Source organism: Vreelandella sp. L-25, from assembly GCF_056857535.1.
Genome location: NZ_JBSXNH010000041.1, coordinates 36,362 through 54,794 on the forward strand (window position 1 = coordinate 36,362; position 18,433 = coordinate 54,794).

Below are 18,433 nucleotides of genomic sequence, written 5' to 3' on the forward strand. Positions count from 1 at the left end.
CAATAATCGGCAAATAAGTACGGCCAGCCACCCTCCCTCGCGATAGCGCACTACACATTTATCGATACCACCTATCAATAACAACGACGCTAGCGAGATCGGCATGTCCTTACATTTGCAAAATATCGACCACGTCGTCGGGGGTCAGACCCATATCAGTGGGGTTAACCTCGAACTGGAACCCGGTTCCTTTAACGTGTTGCTCGGACGCACGTTGGCGGGCAAAACCACGCTCATGCGTCTAATGGCAGGCTTAGAGCAGCCCACCCGCGGGCGTATCTTCATGGACGGCAAAGATGTCACCGGCGTTTCGGTTCGCAAACGCAACGTGTCGATGGTCTACCAACAGTTCATCAATTACCCCAGCCTGACGGTACGCGACAATATTGCTTCACCGCTGAAACTAGCCAAAACGCCTCAACAGGAAATTGATCGGCGTGTCGGCAGTATTGCTGAAATGCTGCATATCGAACATCTGCTCGACCGCTACCCCCAAGAGCTCTCAGGGGGGCAGCAACAGCGCACGGCCATGGGACGGGCACTCGTCAAAGATGCCGATCTGATTTTGTTCGACGAGCCGCTGGTCAACCTGGACTACAAACTGCGCGAAGAGCTGCGTGACGAGCTGCGCGAACTCTTCAAAGCGCGCAACTGTATTGCCGTTTACGCCACTACAGAGCCCAACGAAGCGCTGGCATTAGGCGGCAATACGGCGGTACTGCATGAAGGCAAGCTACTGCAGTACGGCCCCACCGAACAGGTATACCGTGAGCCCAACGGTCGTCATAGCGCCGAGATGTTCTCCGAACCGCCGATTAATATCGTGCCCGGAAAGCTGACCGCAACGGAAATCACTTTCGACCAGTCGCTGCACTTCCCCTGCGACCCCGGCCTTCAGCGGCTCACCCCGGGCGATTACGACTTTGGCGTACGCGCCTCTCATATCACCCTCAAACCCCAGTCAGTCGACGATCTCGAGCTGCCAGTCAGGGTCGACGTCGCCGAGATAAGCGGTTCTGAAACGTTCTTACACGTGCGCCATGAGCGCTTCCCTCTGGTGCTGCATTTAGCGGGAATTCACGAGTTTCACGTCAACGATGCGATCAACGTGTACTTCCCAACGCATCAGCTCTACGCCTTCGATAAACAGGGCAGCACCGTGCACATCCCCTCTTCTGCTCAAGGGAGCGTTGCTCATGGCTGAGATTACTTTAAAAGGCTTGGCGCACAGCTATAGCAAAAGCCCTAGCAGCCATAGCGACTACGCGATTCGCCAGATGGATCACGTGTGGCACCAGGGCGGTGCTTATGCACTGCTGGGCCCGTCGGGCTGCGGTAAATCAACCCTGCTAAACATTATTTCTGGCCTGCTGGAACCCTCCGAAGGTGACGTACTGTTCGATGGTCACCGTGTGAACGAGCTGCCGCCGGAGGAGCGCAACATCGCCCAGGTGTTCCAGTTCCCGGTGATCTACGACACCATGACGGTGTACGACAACCTGGCTTTCCCGCTGCGCAACATGAACACCCCCGAGTACAAGGTCGACCCGAAAGTTCGGGAAATTGCCGATATCCTCGACCTCACGCCGCTCCTCTCCCGGAAAGCCAAAAACCTCACCGCCGATGAGAAGCAGAAAGTCTCCATGGGCCGCGGGCTAGTGCGTGACGACGTCTCTGCCATCCTATTTGACGAACCCCTCACGGTGATCGACCCGCAGCTCAAGTGGAAGCTGCGCCGTAAGCTCAAAGAGATCCATGAGCGCTTCAATATCACCATGATCTACGTCACCCATGACCAGCTTGAGGCGTCTACTTTCGCTGACAAAATTGCGGTGATGTACGACGGTCAGGTGGTGCAGTTCGGCACGCCTCGTGAACTGTTCGAAAAACCGGCGCATACCTTCGTGGGGTACTTCATTGGCAGCCCGGGCATGAACTTTATGAGCGTGTCTCACCAAGCGGGCAAAGTAATGTTTGGCGAGCTGCCGCTACCCGTGAATGAGGCCGTTAGCCGCAGCGTGGCCGCCGCAGGCTCCAGCAATATCAAGCTTGGCATTCGCCCGGAGTTCATTACGGTCAGCAACTCGCCGGAGCCAAACAGCGTACCGGTTGAAGTGGTTAACCTGCAGGACTTGGGGACCTACTCGCTGCTGAGCTTTACCTTGAACGGCCAGTTGTTCAAAGCGCGCCTGCCTGAAGGTCACGCGCCGGTAGGTGACGCTGCTCATGCAGTGTTTTCCGATCAGCACATCGCGCTCTACGTCGATGAATACCTAGTGGAGATCGGCCATGAATAATAAAGTACTCAATAACCGCGCATGGCTGCTGGTCCTTCCCATGCTGGTACTGGTGGCTTTTTCGGCCATCATCCCCTTGATGACCGTGGTCAACTACTCGGTTCAGGACGTGCTGGGCCCTAATGCGCGCTTCTTCACCGGTACCGAGTGGTTTCATAGCATCTTGAACGACTCGGCGCTTCGCGACGCCTTCGTGCGTCAGATTCTTTTTTCTCTGACCATTTTGGCCATCCAGGTGCCGCTCGGCATTGGCATTGCCCTGATTATGCCTAAGCGCGGCTGGCAGGCCTCTGCCGTACTGATCTTGATTACCCTGCCGCTTCTGATCCCTTGGAACGTGGTGGGCAGCATTTGGCAGATCTTCACCCGTGGCGATATTGGCCTCATGGGTTACGGTCTGCGGGAGTTGGGCATCAACTACAACATTACCCGCAATGCGGGGGATGCCTGGGCGACGATCATTTTGATGGACGTGTGGCACTGGACCCCACTGGTGGCGATGCTCTGCTACAGCGGCCTGCGTTCGATTCCCGAGGCTTACTACCAAGCCGCGCGTATCGATCGTGCCTCCAAGTGGGCGATCTTCCGCTACATCCAACTGCCCAAACTCACCAACGTTCTGGTCATTGCGGTGCTGCTGCGCTTTATGCACTCATTCATGATCTACGCCGAGCCCTTCGTACTAACTGGCGGCGGCCCGGGTAGCTCCACCACCTTCCTGAGCCAGTCACTCGCGACTATGGCTATCGGCCAGCAGGATCTGGGGCCCTCTGCCGCGTTCTCGATCATCTACTTCCTGGTTATTTTGCTCGTGAGCTGGGTGTTCTACACCACCATCATGCACATGCAAAAAGATAAGAACCCGCACGGGGGAGCATGATATGTACCGCTTAGATAACGCCCAGCAGGGCGAGAAGTACAACACCATATTTAGCAGAACCACCCCGGCACAGCGGCGTAAACGCAATGCGCGCAGCCGCTTTCGCGCGCGGTTTCTGCTGGGGCTGTACCTGTTCCTGATGATCCTGCCAATTTATTGGCTGATTAATATGTCGCTGCAGACCAACAGCGAGATTTTGGGCTCCATGACGCTATGGCCCAAAAACCTGACGTTTGATAACTACATCGGCATTTTCACTAACTCCAGCTGGTACATGGGCTATGTGAATTCAATGCTGTATGTAGCGCTCAACATGCTAATCACGATTTGCGTGGCGCTGCCTGCCGCCTATGCCTTCAGCCGCTACCGCTTTATTGGCGATAAGCACCTGTTCTTCTGGCTGCTCACCAACTTGATGGCACCGCCTGCGGTGTTTCTGCTGCCCTACTTCCAGCTCTACTACTCGGTAGGTTTGTTCGATACCCATATCGCCGTGGCCCTGGCCCACTGTTTGTTCAATATTCCGCTGGCCATCTGGATTCTCGAAGGTTTCATGAGCAGCGTGCCAAAAGAGATTGATGAGACAGCCTATATCGACGGCTATAGCTTTCCGCGCTTCTTTATCAAGATTTTCATTCCTATGATCCGCTCCGGTATCGGCGTCACGCTGTTCTTCCTGTTCATGTTCTCGTGGGTAGAGCTGCTGCTGGCACGCACGCTGACCGCCACCGACGCTCAACCGATCGGCATGATCATGACGCGGACCTCCACCGCATCGGGCATTGACTGGGGCACGCTTGCCGCCGCTGGTGTACTCACCATCGTGCCGGGCATTTTGGTGGTGTACTTCGTTCGCAACCATATCGCCAAGGGCTTTGCCCTGGGCCGCACCTAAGGAGCACCGTTATGTCTTGGATGGTATGGACAACACCGACTGCCATTTTCTTTTCATCCATTGCAGCGATGCTAGCAGGGATGACGCTGTGGGAGATCTTATCCCCCACCGTCGAACGCAAGGGGTTTCTACCCATTAGCACCACCCGCGGCGACCGGCTGTTCATCGGCCTGCTCTCCGCCGCGTTTATTCACCTGGGGGTGATTGGCTTCACAACGCTATCCATTTGGATAGCGCTGGCACTATCAGCGGTATGGCTGCTGGTGTTGATGCGCTGGGGCTAGGCCGACGGCTTTCTCAGCGGATGTACGGCGGTATCAAGGACGCTCACGTCATCAAGGAAGAGCACAACAAAACGAGGTCAACATGCGTAATAATAAGTTCAAACTCACTACCCTCGCCGCTAGCCTAATGCTCGCCTCGGGGAGCCTAATGGCAGACGACCACGACGCACGGGCAATCGCCGAGCGTTTGGTGGACGAGCACTTCCAAGACTCGACGCTCAGCCGTGAAGAGCAGATCGAAGAGCTACTGTGGTTCGCCAAGGCTGCCGAACCCTTCCGCGGTATGGATATACAGACCGTAGCCGAAGGCCTGACCACGCACGTGTATGAAAGCGAAGTGCTCGCTCCCGCGTTTAGCGAGCTGACCGGCATCAACCTGACCCATAACATCATCGGCGAAGGTGACGTGGTCGACACCATGCAGAACCAGATGCAGTCGGGCAACAGCATCTACGACGGCTTCGTCAACGACACCGACTCCATCGGCACGCATATTCGCTACGGCACCACCATCAACCTAACCCAAGCCATGGAGAACGAGTGGGCAGACTATACCCTGCCGACGCTGGACCTGGACGATTTCATCGGCCTGCAGTACGGCACCGGCCCGGATGGCAGTCTCTATCAACTGCCCACCCAGCAGTTCGCCAACCTGTACTGGTTCCGCTATGACTGGTTCCAGCGTGAAGACTTGCAAGAGCAGTTCCGTGACATTTACGGCTACGATTTAGGCGTGCCCACCAACTGGACCGCTTATGAAGATATCGCCGAATTCTTTACCGAGCATGTCGGTGAGATCGACGGTACTAAGGTCTACGGTCACATGGACTACGGCCGCCGCGACCCCTCTTTGGGTTGGCGCTTCCACGACTCCTGGCTCTCCATGGCAGGTATGGGCAGCCCCGGCGTACCGTCCGGTAACCCGGTGGATGACTGGGGTATTCGTGTCAACGAAGAGAGCCAGCCGGTCGGCGCAAGCGTAAGCCGCGGTGGCGCGACCAACTCACCTGCTTCCGTCTTCGCCATGCAGAAAGCCGTGGATTGGCTGCGTGATTTCGCACCGCCCGAAGCCCAGGGCATGACCTTTGGTGAAGCTGGCCCCGTGCCCGCCCAGGGCCATATCGCTCAGCAGATCTTCTGGTACACCGCCTTCACCGCTGACATGACCGACCCGTCTGTTGCCGTCACCGACGACGAAGGTAACCCGCTGTGGCGCATGGCACCCTCTCCCACTGGCCCCTACTGGGAAGAGGGCATGAAGGTGGGTTATCAGGACGTAGGTGCCTGGACCTTCTTCGATTCTACGCCTGAAGATCGCCGCACGGCCGCTTGGCTGTTTGCCCAGTTCACCGTGGCGAAAACCACCTCGCTGGAAAAACTGATGGCGGGCCTAACGCCAATTCGCGAGTCGGATATCTTCTCCGAGCAGATGACCGAAATGGCACCCCGACTGGGCGGCCTGGTGGAGTTCTACCGCAGCCCCAACGAGTCTAACTGGACGCCTACCGGCACCAACGTACCGGACTACCCACGCATGGCACCGCTGTGGTGGCAGAACCTGGCACCGGTGATGAGTGGTGAAGTCACGCCCCAAGAAGGCCTCGACAAGCTCGCCGCCGACATGGACAACACCATGAACCGCTTGGCACGGGCCAACGTCTTCGACAGCTATGCCCCGGTGCTGAACGAAGAACGCGACCCGCAGTACTGGCTTGACCAGGAAGGCGCCCCCAAAGCGAAGCTGGATAACGAGATGCCGCAAGGCACCACCGTTCCTTACGATGAAATGATGGAAGCATGGATGGCGGCCGGCACCCGCTAAGACCTATAGGGCGGGCGCCAGCCCGCCCCTTTTCCGTGGTGTCATCAGCGGCGGGCATTGTTGCCCTCTCCACTCGTTGAGACCGCAACCGACACGGGGCTTTTTCTTAATTAATTGGAACCGCTATGAAACTGCGTAACCGTAATGTCGAGAAATTGCACACTGATGACTTTGACGCACTGATTATCGGTGGCGGCATCAATGGTGCAGCAACCGCCGCTGCTCTTGCGGGCAAAGGTGCTAAAGTAGCCCTAATCGACCGTGGCGACTTTGCCGGCAGTACCAGCATGCACTCCTCGAACCTGGTTTGGGGCGGCATCAAATACATGGAAAGCAAAGACTTTGCGCTGGTACGTAAGCTCTGCAAAAGCCGCAACCACTTAATCAAAAGCTACCCGTCTACCGTTCAAGAAATTCGTTTCCTTACCACGATTACCAAAGGTTTCCGCCACTCTCCGCGCTATTTGTGGGCGGGCACCTGGCTTTATTGGCTGATGGGCAACGGCTTCACCAAGTTACCGCGCTTGCTCTCGCCTAAAAAGATCAAGCAAGAAGAACCGATTATTGATATCAACGGTGCCGTTGGCGGGTTCGAGTACTCAGATGCTTACCTGCATGATAACGACGCTCGCTTCGTGTTCAACTTCGTACGCCATGCCCTTAACTACGGTGCCGTGGCGGCCAACTACGTCGAATCGTTGGGGGCCGAACGCGAAGGCGATACCTGGGTGACCAAAGCCCGCAACGTAATGGATGGCAGTATCTTCAATATTCGTTCCAAAGTGTTGATCAACGCCGCTGGCCCCTGGGTCGACCAGCACAATGCCCTGACGGGGCAAAAAACGTCCCACCAGCACCTCTACTCGAAAGGCATTCACTTGATTGTGCCGCAGTTAACCGACACCAAGCGGGTGCTGGCGTTCTTTGCCGATGATGGGCGGCTCTTCTTCGTCATTCCGATGGGCAACCGCACCTGTATCGGCACCACCGACACTCATATGGAGCACCCCGAGGTCGACGTCACCGCCGACGATATCGCGTTCGTTTTGGAGAACATCAACAAGCGCCTGACGCTCGACAAACCACTCACCCAAGCCGACATCATATCGACGCGCTGCGGGGTACGCCCTCTCGCCATCAAGGCTGACCAGGGCAGCGACCGCGACTTCCTGCAGCTATCGCGCAAGCATGTCATCGATACCAATCCAGAGAGTGCCCATATCAGTATCTTTGGCGGCAAGCTCACTGATTGCCTCAACGTGGGCGATGAAATTGCCGAGGAGGTAAAAGCGCTTGGCGTGGCGCTCAGCGATCCTAACTTTCACTGGTATGGCGAGCCGCCCGAGCCGGTGAAGCAGCAGTTTATGGATCAAGCCAAGCGCATGAACCTAGATGCCATGACGGCGGCTACCTCTTCAGAGCCGCTCTCCTCAAGACTATGGCGACGTTATGCAGAACAAGCGATTCCCATGCTTGAGAAAATTCGCCAAGACCCTTCTGAAGCCGATATTTTGATCGAAGGCACCGAGTACATCCGCTGTGAACTCGAGCACGCACGTGACCATGAGATGATCACGCAGTTGGAAGACTTCTTACGCCGCCGCGCCAAGGTGTCGCTGGTCGTTCACCATGAGCAGCTGCGCCAGTCACCAGGCCTAAAAGAGGCCTGTCGGGTCCTCTTTGGCGAAGAAGCAGAAGAACGATTTACCACCTACTTCAAAGAGAATCGTGATACGTCTCGGCCGTCGGTTGAAACGCTCTCTTAAACAGAAGCGAGCATTTTAAACCGTCACTCTTGCTCACATAAAAATCCCCCTGCTAACTCAATAGCAGGGGGTATTAATATCGTGAGCAAGTGTGTTAAGGCATCACTCTTCGTGTTCGACGAGCAGTTGAGAATCGCCCGCTAATACCTCATCCCATGCTTCTTCCAGCGTACAGCCTGAACGACTATCAATGGTGTCGATAACTTCGACGGCATGTTGGAGCGACTCACGATTGCTCTTCAACGCCAATACTAGCTTGGCTAAATCTTGCTTGCTGAAAGAGCTAGCGATACGGTCGGCTTGTTGGCTCAATTCGATGCAGTTCATGGTTAGTCCCTCATGGTATGGTCAGCCGCTGCTCGTTATTGTTTGATACTTCGTATGAATAATCGAGCAGCCATCTTAATTAACGACGAATGGTGACATTGCTACTCATGCTGGGCCGGGTAAGTGCCCAGTTCGGTAACTGCGAAACGGTCACAAGCGTTACAAGACCTTCGCCTTAAGCGCCCTGGTAATACGGCAGCGCCTCGGTATGTAGCAAGGATAAGTGCGACGTATCGGGATAACAAAACACCGCCCTGATCCATGACTTCACTATGGTTCACGGCTGCCATGCTCACAATGCATCATTGGCAGCAGGCTGGGTTGTAGTTTGACTACATAACACCCATAGAAGCGCTATCGATGACGTAGACTTTCAAGAAGAGAGTTAAACGACTGTTTTAAAAGGGTAGGGAAAAATCAATAGAGAAGAACTAACACGTCTTTAAAAGATAAAAAACGCCTGCTCATTAAAAACGAATGCAGTTTACTCCTAAATAACGATTTCTCTATACGACCAAGGACGATGGCTTCGTTAAAAAAACGCCATAAAAAAACGCCGCTGTGCGACAGCGGCATCTTTTATGGCGCTTCTATGGCGCTTCGCGGCGGCGTTGTTTACGTAGAGCGCACACGGGATACCGCATCCAACCAGCCCTGGTAGAGCTTTTCACGGGTCTCCTCTTCCATGGTCGGCGTAAAGCTGCGCTCGCAACGCCAGAGCTGCTCGATCTCCTCTAGCGTGTCGTACCAGCCAAGACGTAACCCTGCCAAGTAAGCCGCCCCAAGGGCCGTCGTTTCCAAAATGGTCGGACGGTCAACTTGGACATTGAGCATATCGGCCAAAAACTGCATGACCCAGCTGTTCTTCACCATACCGCCATCCACACGCAGGTTGCCCGGCGCAGCCTCCATATCATCGTTCATACAGTGCTGCAGGTCGCGGGTTTGGTAACACACCGCCTGCAGCCCCGCCGCAACGATTTCGGCGATGCCAGTGTCACGCGTCAGGCCAAAAATAGCGCCACGGGCCTTAGGGTCCCAGTGGGGCGCGCCTAGCCCGGTAAAGGCTGGCACCAAATAAACGCTGTGGCCGCTGCGGGTTTTCTGGGCCAGCGCTTCGGTTTCAGAAGCATCGGCAAACAGATTCAGACCATCTCGTAGCCACTGCACCGTGGCGCCTGCTACGAAAATACTCCCCTCCATGGCGTAAGTAGGTTTGCCGTTGATACGGTAGCCAATGGTGGTCAGCAGGCGATTACGCGATACCGAGGCCGTTTCCCCGGTATTCACGATCATGAAACAGCCGGTGCCGTAAGTGCTTTTACCCATACCGGGTTTAAAGCACGCCTGCCCGACCAGCGCCGCCTGTTGATCACCCGCGACGCCTGCAATCGGCAGCGGCGCGCCCAGCCAGTGGGCCTCGACCGTGCCAAAATCATCGCTGGAATCGTTCACCTCGGGGAGCATATTGGCGGGCACATCAAATAGCGCCAGCAGCTCCTCGTCCCAAGTTTGGTCATGAATGTTGAACAGCGCCGTGCGCGAGGCATTGGTGGCATCGGTCACGTGACGTTTACCATCGGTCAAACGCCACATCAAAAAGCTATCGACGGTGCCGAACGCCAGCTCGCCCCGGGCAGCACGCTCGCGGGCGCCCTCGACGCAATCGAGAATCCAGGCTAGTTTGGTGGCGGAAAAGTAAGGGTCGATCAATAGTCCAGTTTTCGACTGTACTAACTCAGTATACCCCTCGTCGCGTAGCGCCTGACAGCGCTCGGAGGTGCGACGATCTTGCCAAACGATGGCGTTGTATAGCGGCTTGCCTGTGGCGCGATCCCACACCACCGTGGTCTCACGCTGGTTGGTAATGCCGACCCCATCCACTTGCTCGGGGGTTATCTGGGCTTTGCTGAGTACTTCCCGGCAGGTCGCGATCACCGATTCCCAGATATCTTCCGGGTCGTGTTCGATCCACCCATCTTGCGGAAAGTGTTGAGGAAACTCTTGCTGGGCAACTGCCGCTATTTGGCCTTGGCGGTCAAACAGAATCGCGCGGGAGCTGGTCGTGCCTTGATCGATGGCGAGAATAAAGGAGGACATATCGCGTTCACTTTGTTGTAGGTTCTTTCGATTTTGTCTGTTTTGTTTCGTTTTATTATCATCAGAGGCTACTCTAGGCGCTTGGAATGCTCAAGTATGAAACTCTGCCACCTTAGCCAAAGCCTGAGCACTGTCGTGACAGGCGCTAAGCAATGTGCAGCGCCACATCGTGTTGGGTGAGCAGCCGTTGAATCGCCTCGGGGGGCTTACGATCGGTAAACAGCGCATCCAGTTGGGAAATGTTACCTTGGCGCACCACTGGGTTTCGGTGGAATTTCGAGTAGTCTGCGGCTAAATACACCCTTCGCGAATTGGCAATGATCGCCTGGGCAACGCGTACCTCTTGGTAGTCAAACTCCAGAAGCGAGCCATCCTCGTCGATGCCACTGATCCCGATGATTCCATAATCCACTTTGAACTGATTGATGAAGTCGATGGTGGCTTCGCCGATGATCCCGCCATCACGGGAGCGCACTTGACCGCCCGCGATGATCACCGTGAAGTCCTCTTTATGTTGCAGAATCGCCGCCACATTGAGGTTGTTGGTAATGATCTCCAAACCTTGGTGCTCCAGTAGCGCTTGGGCGATCATTTCATTGCTGGTCCCGATATTGATGAACAGCGAGGCATGATGGGGTATATGCTGTGCCAAGCAGCGGGCAATGCGCTCTTTCTCTTCGAGGTGCAACGTTTTGCGGGTGCTGTAAGCCGTATTGACCGTACTTGACTCGACCCCGACACCACCATGTACGCGGCGCACGCGACCTTCGTTGGCCAGAGTGTTCAAGTCTCGACGAATGGTTTGTGGCGTGACCGCGAAGTGCTCGGTGAGCTGTTCGATACTCATATAGCCGTGCTGGCGAACCAGTTCGACGATGGCATCCTGGCGATACTGTTGATTCATAAGCCCGGCCTGTTCGATATTTATTGGTCTATGTGCGTTATAGATTAGCAAAATTTTCGAAATCTAATAGCGCGAACATTCGAACAGGCCAAGTGCTACCGTTACCCTAGGGCTATGTCAGAGCGGCCACACCCATAAAATCGCCGGAATGGCTGCGGCCATCACCACAAGCGAAAGCGGCAGCCCCAGTTTCCAGTAATCTCCAAACCGGTAGCCCCCAGGGCCCAGCACCAGGGTATTCGATTGGTGTCCAATCGGGGTTAAAAACGCACAGGAGGCGCTGACGGCTACCACCATCAAAAACGGGTCCAGCGAGGCATCGAAGCCGTTGGCAAGGCTCGCCGCAATGGGTGCCATAAGGAGAGCTGCGGCCGCATTGTTGACTACGTTAGAGAGCAGCATAGAGAGCAGAAATAGCCCTACCAAGGAAACGACAATCGGCCACTCTACGCCAAACCGCAGCAGCGCATCGGCAATGATATCAGCACCGCCGCTGGTCTCCAGCGCTTCGCCCACTGGCAGCATGGCGGCAAGCAGCACAATCACCGGACCATCAATAGCCTGGTAGCCATCCCTTAGCGGCAGCACGCCAATCAGCAGCGACACCAGCGCCGCCGTGCTCATCGCAACAGCCGCGGGCAAAAGATCAAACAGCATCGCGACAATCGCTAGCGCGAAAATACCCACCGAAATAGCCAGCTTACGCGGCTGGCCTAAATGTAGCTCGCGGTTGGCCAGCGGCAAACAACCCAGCGTCGATAAACTATCGGCGATTTCGTTTTCGCTACCCTGCAATAGCAGCACGTCACCGGTTTGAAAACGAATGTCGCGCAGGCGCTGCTTCAGGCGGCCACCATCACGGGCCACGGCCACTAAGTGCAAGCCAAACTGATGGTTAAGGCGCAGCTGTCGCACGCTGCGATTAATCATCATCGAATCATTGCGAACAACAGCTTCAATGAGCTGTAGGCCTTCGGTATCGACCGGCTGACGTTCATCGCTCTTCTCCGCGTCCTCGCGCTGCTCCTGCCCGTCCTCTGGCTCTTCAGGTTCGGCAATGGCGCTAAGACCCACTTTGTCCTCCAGCAGCTTCAGCTCATCGGGGCCGGCTTCCAGCAGCAGGATGTCACCCTCACGAAGCACGCCGTGAAACTGGTAGCCCGCCCGGCGATTATCTTCACGCACCACCGCTAAGACAGGGATGGTCTCATCCAGCTCATCGCGCAATTGTTGAAGGGTGAGCCCATTAGCTTTGGAGTCTTCAGTAACATTTAGCTCTACTAGATAGTTGGCGGTATCGAACATATCGTCTGCCGCCGCCTGACCACTGCGTTTGGGGGTCAAGCGCCAGCCTACCAGCACAATAAAAGCCAAGCCCACCAGAGCCACCACAACACCGACTGGCGAGAAGCTAAACATGCCGAAGTTTTCGCCGGTAATATTGCCCCGGTAGGCAGAAATAATAATATTGGGCGGCGTACCAATCAGCGTGGTCAGCCCTCCCAGCAGCGAGCCAAACGCCAGCGGCATTAGCAGCAGTGAAGGAGACGTATTGTGTTCCCGTGCAAGGCGCATCGCCACCGGCAGCAGTAGCGCCAGCGCCCCCACGTTATTCATCACACCGGAAAGCACGACCACCGTGCCCACCAGGACCAGAAGCTGTAGCAGCAGGCGCTCGCCCACCTTTAGCACCTGATTGGCGATGACATCGACCACGCCGGAGCGTTCAAACCCACGGCTCAACACCAGCACCGCCGCCACGGTGATCACCGCTGGATGCCCAAAGCCCGCAAAGGCGTCATCCGCAGGCACCAGCCCCAGCATCACCGAGCATAGCAAGGCAGCCAAGGCCACCAAGTCGTAGCGGAAACGGCCCCAAATAAAGGCGACTAGCGTGAGCCCCAGCACGATGAATACCAGCGTGCTGGGAGAGAGTCCTATGCTTTCCAGAGTCATGTGCGTGCCATCTCCCTATGTTGTCGCTCCTCTTCCCTGACACGGAAAGTGCGGAGTGTTCAGCATCACATTAGGCGATGACTATACAGCCGTACAAGCACTGAAAAATAGGAAAAAATAGCGCGCGGGTTAGCGTTTCATTCGTGCCAGTAACCGCTCAACGGCCTCTAGATGTTCCGGCTCGTTGTGGCACATGCCTTGGAACACGGCGCACACATCCAGAAACGGCTTTAGCTCCATATCCGGGGCCATTTTCATGAGCCGCTTGGTGAGGCGCGTTGCTTTCGGCGGCTGGGCCGCCATGCGGTTGGCATGTGCCAAAGCGGCCTCCATCAGCTGCTCCGGCTCCACGACTTCCAGCACTACACCGTAGGCAAGCGCTTCATCAGCGCTGATCACCCGGCCTGAAAGGGTTAGTTCAAAGGCACGCTGGTAGCCAATTTGGCGCTGCATGAACCACGCCCCGCCATCGCCGGGGATGATGCCTAGGTTGAGAAACGTCTCCCCAAAGCTCGCCTTACGGGATGCAATACGCAGATCCGCCATATTGGCCAAATCAAACCCGGCACCAATCGCTGCACCATTCACGGCGGCGATGATGGGCACTTCTACCTGATTAAGTGCCAGGGGCATTCGCTGAATCCCTTGCCGATAGCGCTCAGCGACTTCGGCTACGTCCCCCGCAAAGTCGCCGCTGCGTTCGGCCATGTCTTTTACATTACCCCCGGCACAGAAAGCGCTCCCCGTTCCGGTGATCACCAGCACCGAGACGTCCTGGCAACGGTTCACCCATGCGGCGGTGGCGATGATATCATCCACCAGCGCCGTGCCGGTAAGCGCATTGCGCACGTCGTGGCGGTTAAGCGTGAGCGTTGCCACACGGTTTTCCAGCGTTAGGGTAGCGTCGGTTAATTCAGGTAGCGTTCGGCTCATGATTGGCGCTCTACAATAATTCGTGCATCGACGATGGCATAGTTAACGGCAGAATGGCCTTTCGGATAGGCAATCACCGGGTTCAAGTCTAGTTCGCAAATATCTGGGTAAGCCTCTACGAGCTGAGACACCTGCATCAGCAGCGACACTAACGCCTCCTTATCGACCCCTGCAGCCCCGCGCACCCCTGCCAGCACTTTCTGCGCTTTAATTTGATCGACCATGGAGCGTGCGTCGCGCAGAGTCAGCGGCAGCGAGCGGAAGGCCACGTCTTCGAGCACCTCCACAAAAATGCCGCCCAAGCCAAACATCAGCACCGGGCCGAAAATCGGGTCGCGCAGCATGCCGATAATCACCTCAACGCCCTTCTCCGCCATTGGCGTGACCAGCACGCCCTCTATCTGGGCGTTCGGGTCGTAAGCCTGGGCATTTGAGTGAATGGCCTGAAAGGCATCGCGCAGTGGGGCGTCACCCACCAGGTTAAGCTTGACCCCGCCCGCGTCGGATTTATGCAGGATATCTTTCGAGACCACCTTCATCGCCAGCGGCTTGCCATGCGTGCACTGGGCGATCTCGGCGAGTTCGTCCTCACGACGCACCAACCACTCCTCGGGCACTGCGATGCCGTGCTCCGCCAGCAGTGATTTCGCTTCAAATTCCAGTAAGTCGCGTCCTTCTGCCTTGGCTGCGGCAAACATGGCCCTGCCTGTTTCCGTTGGCGCGGCGGGCGCTATCGTCTCCTGCGCCTGTTGGATGGCCAGATACTCTCCTCGCTCACCTAGGGCAGCAAGCACGCGCACCGCATGCTCAATCGAGGAATACACCGGCAAACCGGCTTCGTGTAAACGGCGCAGCGCAGGCGGCTTGATGGGTGCGTAGAGGCTGTAAATTACCAGCGGCTTCTCGGAGGCTTGAGCAAGCTCTACCATGCGCTCTGCGCCACGCATCTCAACGCCCATCAGCGACTCCGCAAAGCGCAGGCTATACCCGCCGAACATGCCGACCAGAAAGACGCTATCGACGCCTTCATCCGCCATCACCAGCTCAATGCAGCTTGCCAGCAGCGAGGGGTTCGCATCCGAGGAGCCCGCCACGTCCACCGGGTTAAGGGTAGATGCCTGAGGCAGTAACACCTCGCGCAGTGCAGAGCGGGTAGCGTCAGAAAGCTCGGCCAGCGTCAGGCCCGCTTCAGATAACCGGTCGGCGGCGATGGTGGCTTGGCCGCCGCCGTCAGAAATCACCGCCACGCGCTTACCGGGGGCTTTTTGCAGCCGCCCTAGCCCTTCCGCCACGGGCAGGATTTCATCGGAGTACTGCACCACGCTAACGCCTGCCTGGCGCAACAAATCGACGGTCATTTGGTAGCTACCGGCCAACGCACCTGTATGGGAGCTGGCAGCCTTTTGGCCCTGCTCGGTGGCACCGGATTTATACACCACCACCGGCTTCATGGCGGTCACGTCACGGGCCACTTTCAGAAACTGCTGCCCATCACGGAAGCCTTCCACGTAGAGCGTCGCCACACGGGTATGCTCGTCTTCGCCTAGGTAGCGCAGGTAATCGTTAAAGCCGATATCACTCTGATTGCCCGGGCCAACGTAGGTGCTAAACCCCACCTGCCCATTGTGCTGAGCCTCCAGCGCCAGGGAGAGCAGCATATTGCCGGATTGGGAAACAATACCGATATCGCCCGGTTTGACGTTCTCCAGCGCCAGCAAGTTGATCTGGTGGTGCAGGTTAAACATGCCGGAAGTATTCGGGCCGATAATACGCACACCGTGGGCACGGGCGGCCTCCATCATTTGTGCCTCCAATGCCGCACCCGCTTCACCGGTTTCGCCAAACCCGCTGGCCAGAATCACCGCCCCTTTCACACCCCGGCGGCCACACTCGGCAATCAGCGCAGGCACGGTGGCGGCAGGCGTACACAGCAGCGCAAGCTCAGGGCAGCCAGGCATCTCGGTGAGTGAAGGCCACGCCTGCACGCCTAAAATGTGATCGGCTTTGGGATTGATGGGGTAAATATGTCCCTGGTAGCCGCCATTAATCAGCCCAACCATGGCTTTGTAGCCCCGTTTGGTGGGGTCTGCAGAAGCGCCTACTACGGCAATGCCAGAGGGCGCTAAGATATCATGCAGCGGGCTGCAGACTGGAAGATGGCCTTCGAGAGTATTCATTGCGTGACCTGTTTGACAAAGAAGTGCGTGACGGAGTGATACCAAGCTAATTCAAGAGGGCCGAGATCATTGACCCAAAAAATTTGGCGCTCGCCGCTCGGCAAAGGCATCGACCCCCTCTTGCCAATCATCGGTCGTGGAGCAGGTAAACACCGCGTCCAGCTCCTGCTGCAGCTGGCTCTCCATGCTGGTATGGGCGCTGCGATTGACCAGCGGTTTGAGCATCGCCATGGAGACCGGCGCCTGCTTGGCAAGCCGCTCGGCGAGTGTTTGCGCTTCGGCCATCAGCTGCGCTTGGGGGTAGCTGGCCAGCGCCAAGCCGATCCTGGCGGCTTCTGGCCCATGAAGTTTGTCGCCCAGATAGAGCAAGCGCCGGGCTTGGGTGAGCCCTACCAGTTGAGGCAGCAATTTTGAAACACCGCCGCCCACGCAAGTGCCAATACTGGTTTCTGGAAAACCAATCTGCGCCTCGTCAGCCATCACGATAAAATCGCAGGAGACCGCCATCTCCGCGCCTGCCCCCAGCGCATAGCCGTTCACGGCTGCTACCACCGGCTTACTGAGTTTGGTGATGGCTTCGCATACGTCGTTGCCCAGCTGCAAATACGCCCGGCGCTGAAACAGCGTGCGCTTAGCGCTGCCGTGGGCCTTCATATCGGCACCGACACAAAACGCGCGCCCCTCACCGGTCAGCACCACCGCCCTAACCTGAGGCGACTGCTGTGCTATTCGCAGCACATCCAGCAGCTCTTGGTAGAGCGCCTCAACAACGGCGTTGAGGCGCTGTGGGCGATTCAGTCGCACGGTCAATACTCGGGCATCCAGAGTGACCAGCAGCGTTTCATAATTGGGCAGCGCAGTAGCGTCAGCAGGCATGGTGCTTTTTTTAACCTCATCGGATCAGTCGTCAAAACTTAACGAAACGTTTGTTTCTTTATTTTGAATAAAAAGAAACGTATGTATTTTTTGAACGATAGAGTAGTCGCCGGGACAACGTCAATACATCTGTAGCAAAAACATCTATCATTGGCACAAATGTTTTATTTTCATAGAGAGGGTGCCATGCCAGACAACGCCACTCACGCCACCAGCCTGGACAGCATTCACCAGCAGCTAGCCGAGAGCTATGCAGCGCTTAGCCCACAGCTCAAGCGCGCCGCCAGCTACGTGCTGGAACATCCTACAGAGATGGCGTTTCAGTCGATCCGCAAAACGGCTCAGGCAGCATCCGTCACTCCCTCCACCCTGGTCAGGCTAGCCAAGCGGCTTGGGTTCGAGAGCTACGAGCCGTTTCGGGAGGTGTTTCAATCGGCGGTACAGGCAGCGCCGGTGGAGCTATCCGGCCGCGCCAGCCAGTTGAATCAGCAGCACAGAAACCCAGAAGCGGCGCTGTTTGCGGAGGTAGGCGACGCTGCCTTCGATAATATTGGCAGGCTGTTTACGGCGGATAACCAAAAGCGCGTCAAAGAGGCCGCCGAGCGAATCTTGGCCGCGCGGCGAGTCGCCGTGGTCGGGTTTCGCGACACCTTCGCCTGCGCGTACCACTTTGCCTACGTGGGGCGCATTGCGATGCCGGAAGTGACGCTCATTCGCGGACAGGAGGGAGGCTTGCTCACCGAGTTGGCCCCGTTCAACGAGCAGGATGTGGTAGTGGCGTTTGGCTTTGAACCCTACTGCGCCGAGACGGTGAAGGCGCTGGAGATTACTCGCGCCAACGGCGTGCAGGCGATTGTAATTACCGACACGCTGCGCTCGCCGCTGGTGCCGGGGGCCAGCGTAACGTTTACCGTTGCCAACGCTACGCCGCACTTTTTCCCGTCGATATTAGCGGCAATTACACTCAGCGAAGCGATTTTGGCGGAGTGCGTGGCATTCGGCCCCGACCAGCTGGTCGATAACGTGACCCGCTTTGAGAGCCGAATGCGTCAGTTGGGAGCGTATATAGAGATTGCCTAAACAGTCGCTTAGTAATGTCATCAGACCGGAACAACCCTAGGCGGGGGCGCTGTGAATCCTTCCATGGACGCTACTTTCGCCATCCATGGCGAAAGACCCCCGCTACGGGATGATTCCGATCATCTCTAGTACCATT

Annotated in this window: 15 protein-coding genes; 8 read left to right on the forward strand and 7 right to left on the reverse strand. The window is 56.7% G+C overall.

Annotated features, from left to right (window positions below):
- Positions 1-103: 103 nt before the first annotated feature.
- The 7 genes from AC13CN_RS03755 (at position 104) to AC13CN_RS03785 (ending at position 7,944) form a co-directional block, all read left to right on the forward strand.
- Positions 104-1,204, forward strand: a complete 1,101-nt coding sequence (locus AC13CN_RS03755) for an ABC transporter ATP-binding protein (protein WP_044628026.1) — start codon at positions 104-106, stop codon at positions 1,202-1,204.
- Complete coding sequence (locus AC13CN_RS03760; protein WP_044628027.1) at positions 1,197-2,297, forward strand: ABC transporter ATP-binding protein; 1,101 nt, start codon at positions 1,197-1,199, stop codon at positions 2,295-2,297. Before AC13CN_RS03755 ends, AC13CN_RS03760 begins: the two co-directional genes overlap by 8 nt.
- Positions 2,290-3,177 carry a carbohydrate ABC transporter permease gene (locus AC13CN_RS03765; protein ID WP_159342407.1) on the forward strand — a complete coding sequence of 296 codons (888 nt, stop codon included), beginning with the start codon at positions 2,290-2,292 and terminating at the stop codon, positions 3,175-3,177. The genes AC13CN_RS03760 and AC13CN_RS03765 overlap by 8 nt, the downstream gene beginning before the upstream one ends.
- A 1-nt stretch (position 3,178) precedes the next feature.
- Positions 3,179-4,072 carry a carbohydrate ABC transporter permease gene (locus AC13CN_RS03770; RefSeq protein ID WP_062374354.1) on the forward strand — a complete coding sequence of 298 codons (894 nt, stop codon included), beginning with the start codon at positions 3,179-3,181 and terminating at the stop codon, positions 4,070-4,072.
- 11 nt (positions 4,073-4,083) lie between these two features.
- Positions 4,084-4,356 carry a DUF2160 domain-containing protein gene (locus AC13CN_RS03775; RefSeq protein WP_044628030.1) on the forward strand — a complete coding sequence of 91 codons (273 nt, stop codon included), beginning with the start codon at positions 4,084-4,086 and terminating at the stop codon, positions 4,354-4,356.
- Between the two features lie 82 nt (positions 4,357-4,438).
- On the forward strand, positions 4,439-6,178 hold the full coding sequence (locus tag AC13CN_RS03780) for an ABC transporter substrate-binding protein (protein WP_044628031.1): 1,740 nt from the start codon (positions 4,439-4,441) through the stop codon (positions 6,176-6,178).
- A 125-nt stretch (positions 6,179-6,303) separates the two neighbouring features.
- Positions 6,304-7,944 carry a glycerol-3-phosphate dehydrogenase/oxidase gene (locus tag AC13CN_RS03785; RefSeq protein ID WP_054645151.1) on the forward strand — a complete coding sequence of 547 codons (1,641 nt, stop codon included), beginning with the start codon at positions 6,304-6,306 and terminating at the stop codon, positions 7,942-7,944.
- A gap of 102 nt (positions 7,945-8,046) precedes the next feature.
- Here the strand turns inward: AC13CN_RS03785 and AC13CN_RS03790 are convergent, their stop codons facing one another.
- From AC13CN_RS03790 to AC13CN_RS03820, 7 genes are all read right to left on the reverse strand, one after another.
- Complete coding sequence (locus AC13CN_RS03790; protein WP_044628033.1) at positions 8,047-8,271, reverse strand: hypothetical protein; 225 nt, start codon at positions 8,269-8,271, stop codon at positions 8,047-8,049.
- 615 nt (positions 8,272-8,886) lie between these two features.
- Positions 8,887-10,371 (reverse strand): glycerol kinase GlpK, encoded by a 1,485-nt coding sequence (glpK, locus tag AC13CN_RS03795; protein ID WP_253557202.1) that lies wholly within the window; start codon positions 10,369-10,371, stop codon positions 8,887-8,889.
- Positions 10,372-10,516: 145 nt separating this feature from the next.
- Positions 10,517-11,275: a DeoR/GlpR family transcriptional regulator gene (locus AC13CN_RS03800; RefSeq protein WP_054645152.1), complete on the reverse strand. Its 759-nt coding sequence runs from the start codon at positions 11,273-11,275 to the stop codon at positions 10,517-10,519.
- Positions 11,276-11,392: 117 nt separating this feature from the next.
- The gene (locus AC13CN_RS03805) at positions 11,393-13,231 is read right to left on the reverse strand and encodes an SLC13 family permease (protein WP_172416110.1); all 1,839 of its coding nucleotides are present in this window, start codon (positions 13,229-13,231) and stop codon (positions 11,393-11,395) included.
- Between the two features lie 129 nt (positions 13,232-13,360).
- Complete coding sequence (locus tag AC13CN_RS03810; protein ID WP_137092870.1) at positions 13,361-14,164, reverse strand: enoyl-CoA hydratase-related protein; 804 nt, start codon at positions 14,162-14,164, stop codon at positions 13,361-13,363.
- Positions 14,161-16,341 carry an acetate--CoA ligase family protein gene (locus AC13CN_RS03815; protein ID WP_301272769.1) on the reverse strand — a complete coding sequence of 727 codons (2,181 nt, stop codon included), beginning with the start codon at positions 16,339-16,341 and terminating at the stop codon, positions 14,161-14,163. Before AC13CN_RS03815 ends, AC13CN_RS03810 begins: the two co-directional genes overlap by 4 nt.
- A gap of 66 nt (positions 16,342-16,407) precedes the next feature.
- Positions 16,408-17,217 carry an enoyl-CoA hydratase/isomerase family protein gene (locus tag AC13CN_RS03820; protein WP_054641311.1) on the reverse strand — a complete coding sequence of 270 codons (810 nt, stop codon included), beginning with the start codon at positions 17,215-17,217 and terminating at the stop codon, positions 16,408-16,410.
- A gap of 186 nt (positions 17,218-17,403) precedes the next feature.
- Between AC13CN_RS03820 and AC13CN_RS03825 the strand changes: the two genes are divergently transcribed.
- Positions 17,404-18,297, forward strand: a complete 894-nt coding sequence (locus AC13CN_RS03825) for a MurR/RpiR family transcriptional regulator (RefSeq protein ID WP_054641310.1) — start codon at positions 17,404-17,406, stop codon at positions 18,295-18,297.
- Positions 18,298-18,433: the final 136 nt, after the last annotated feature.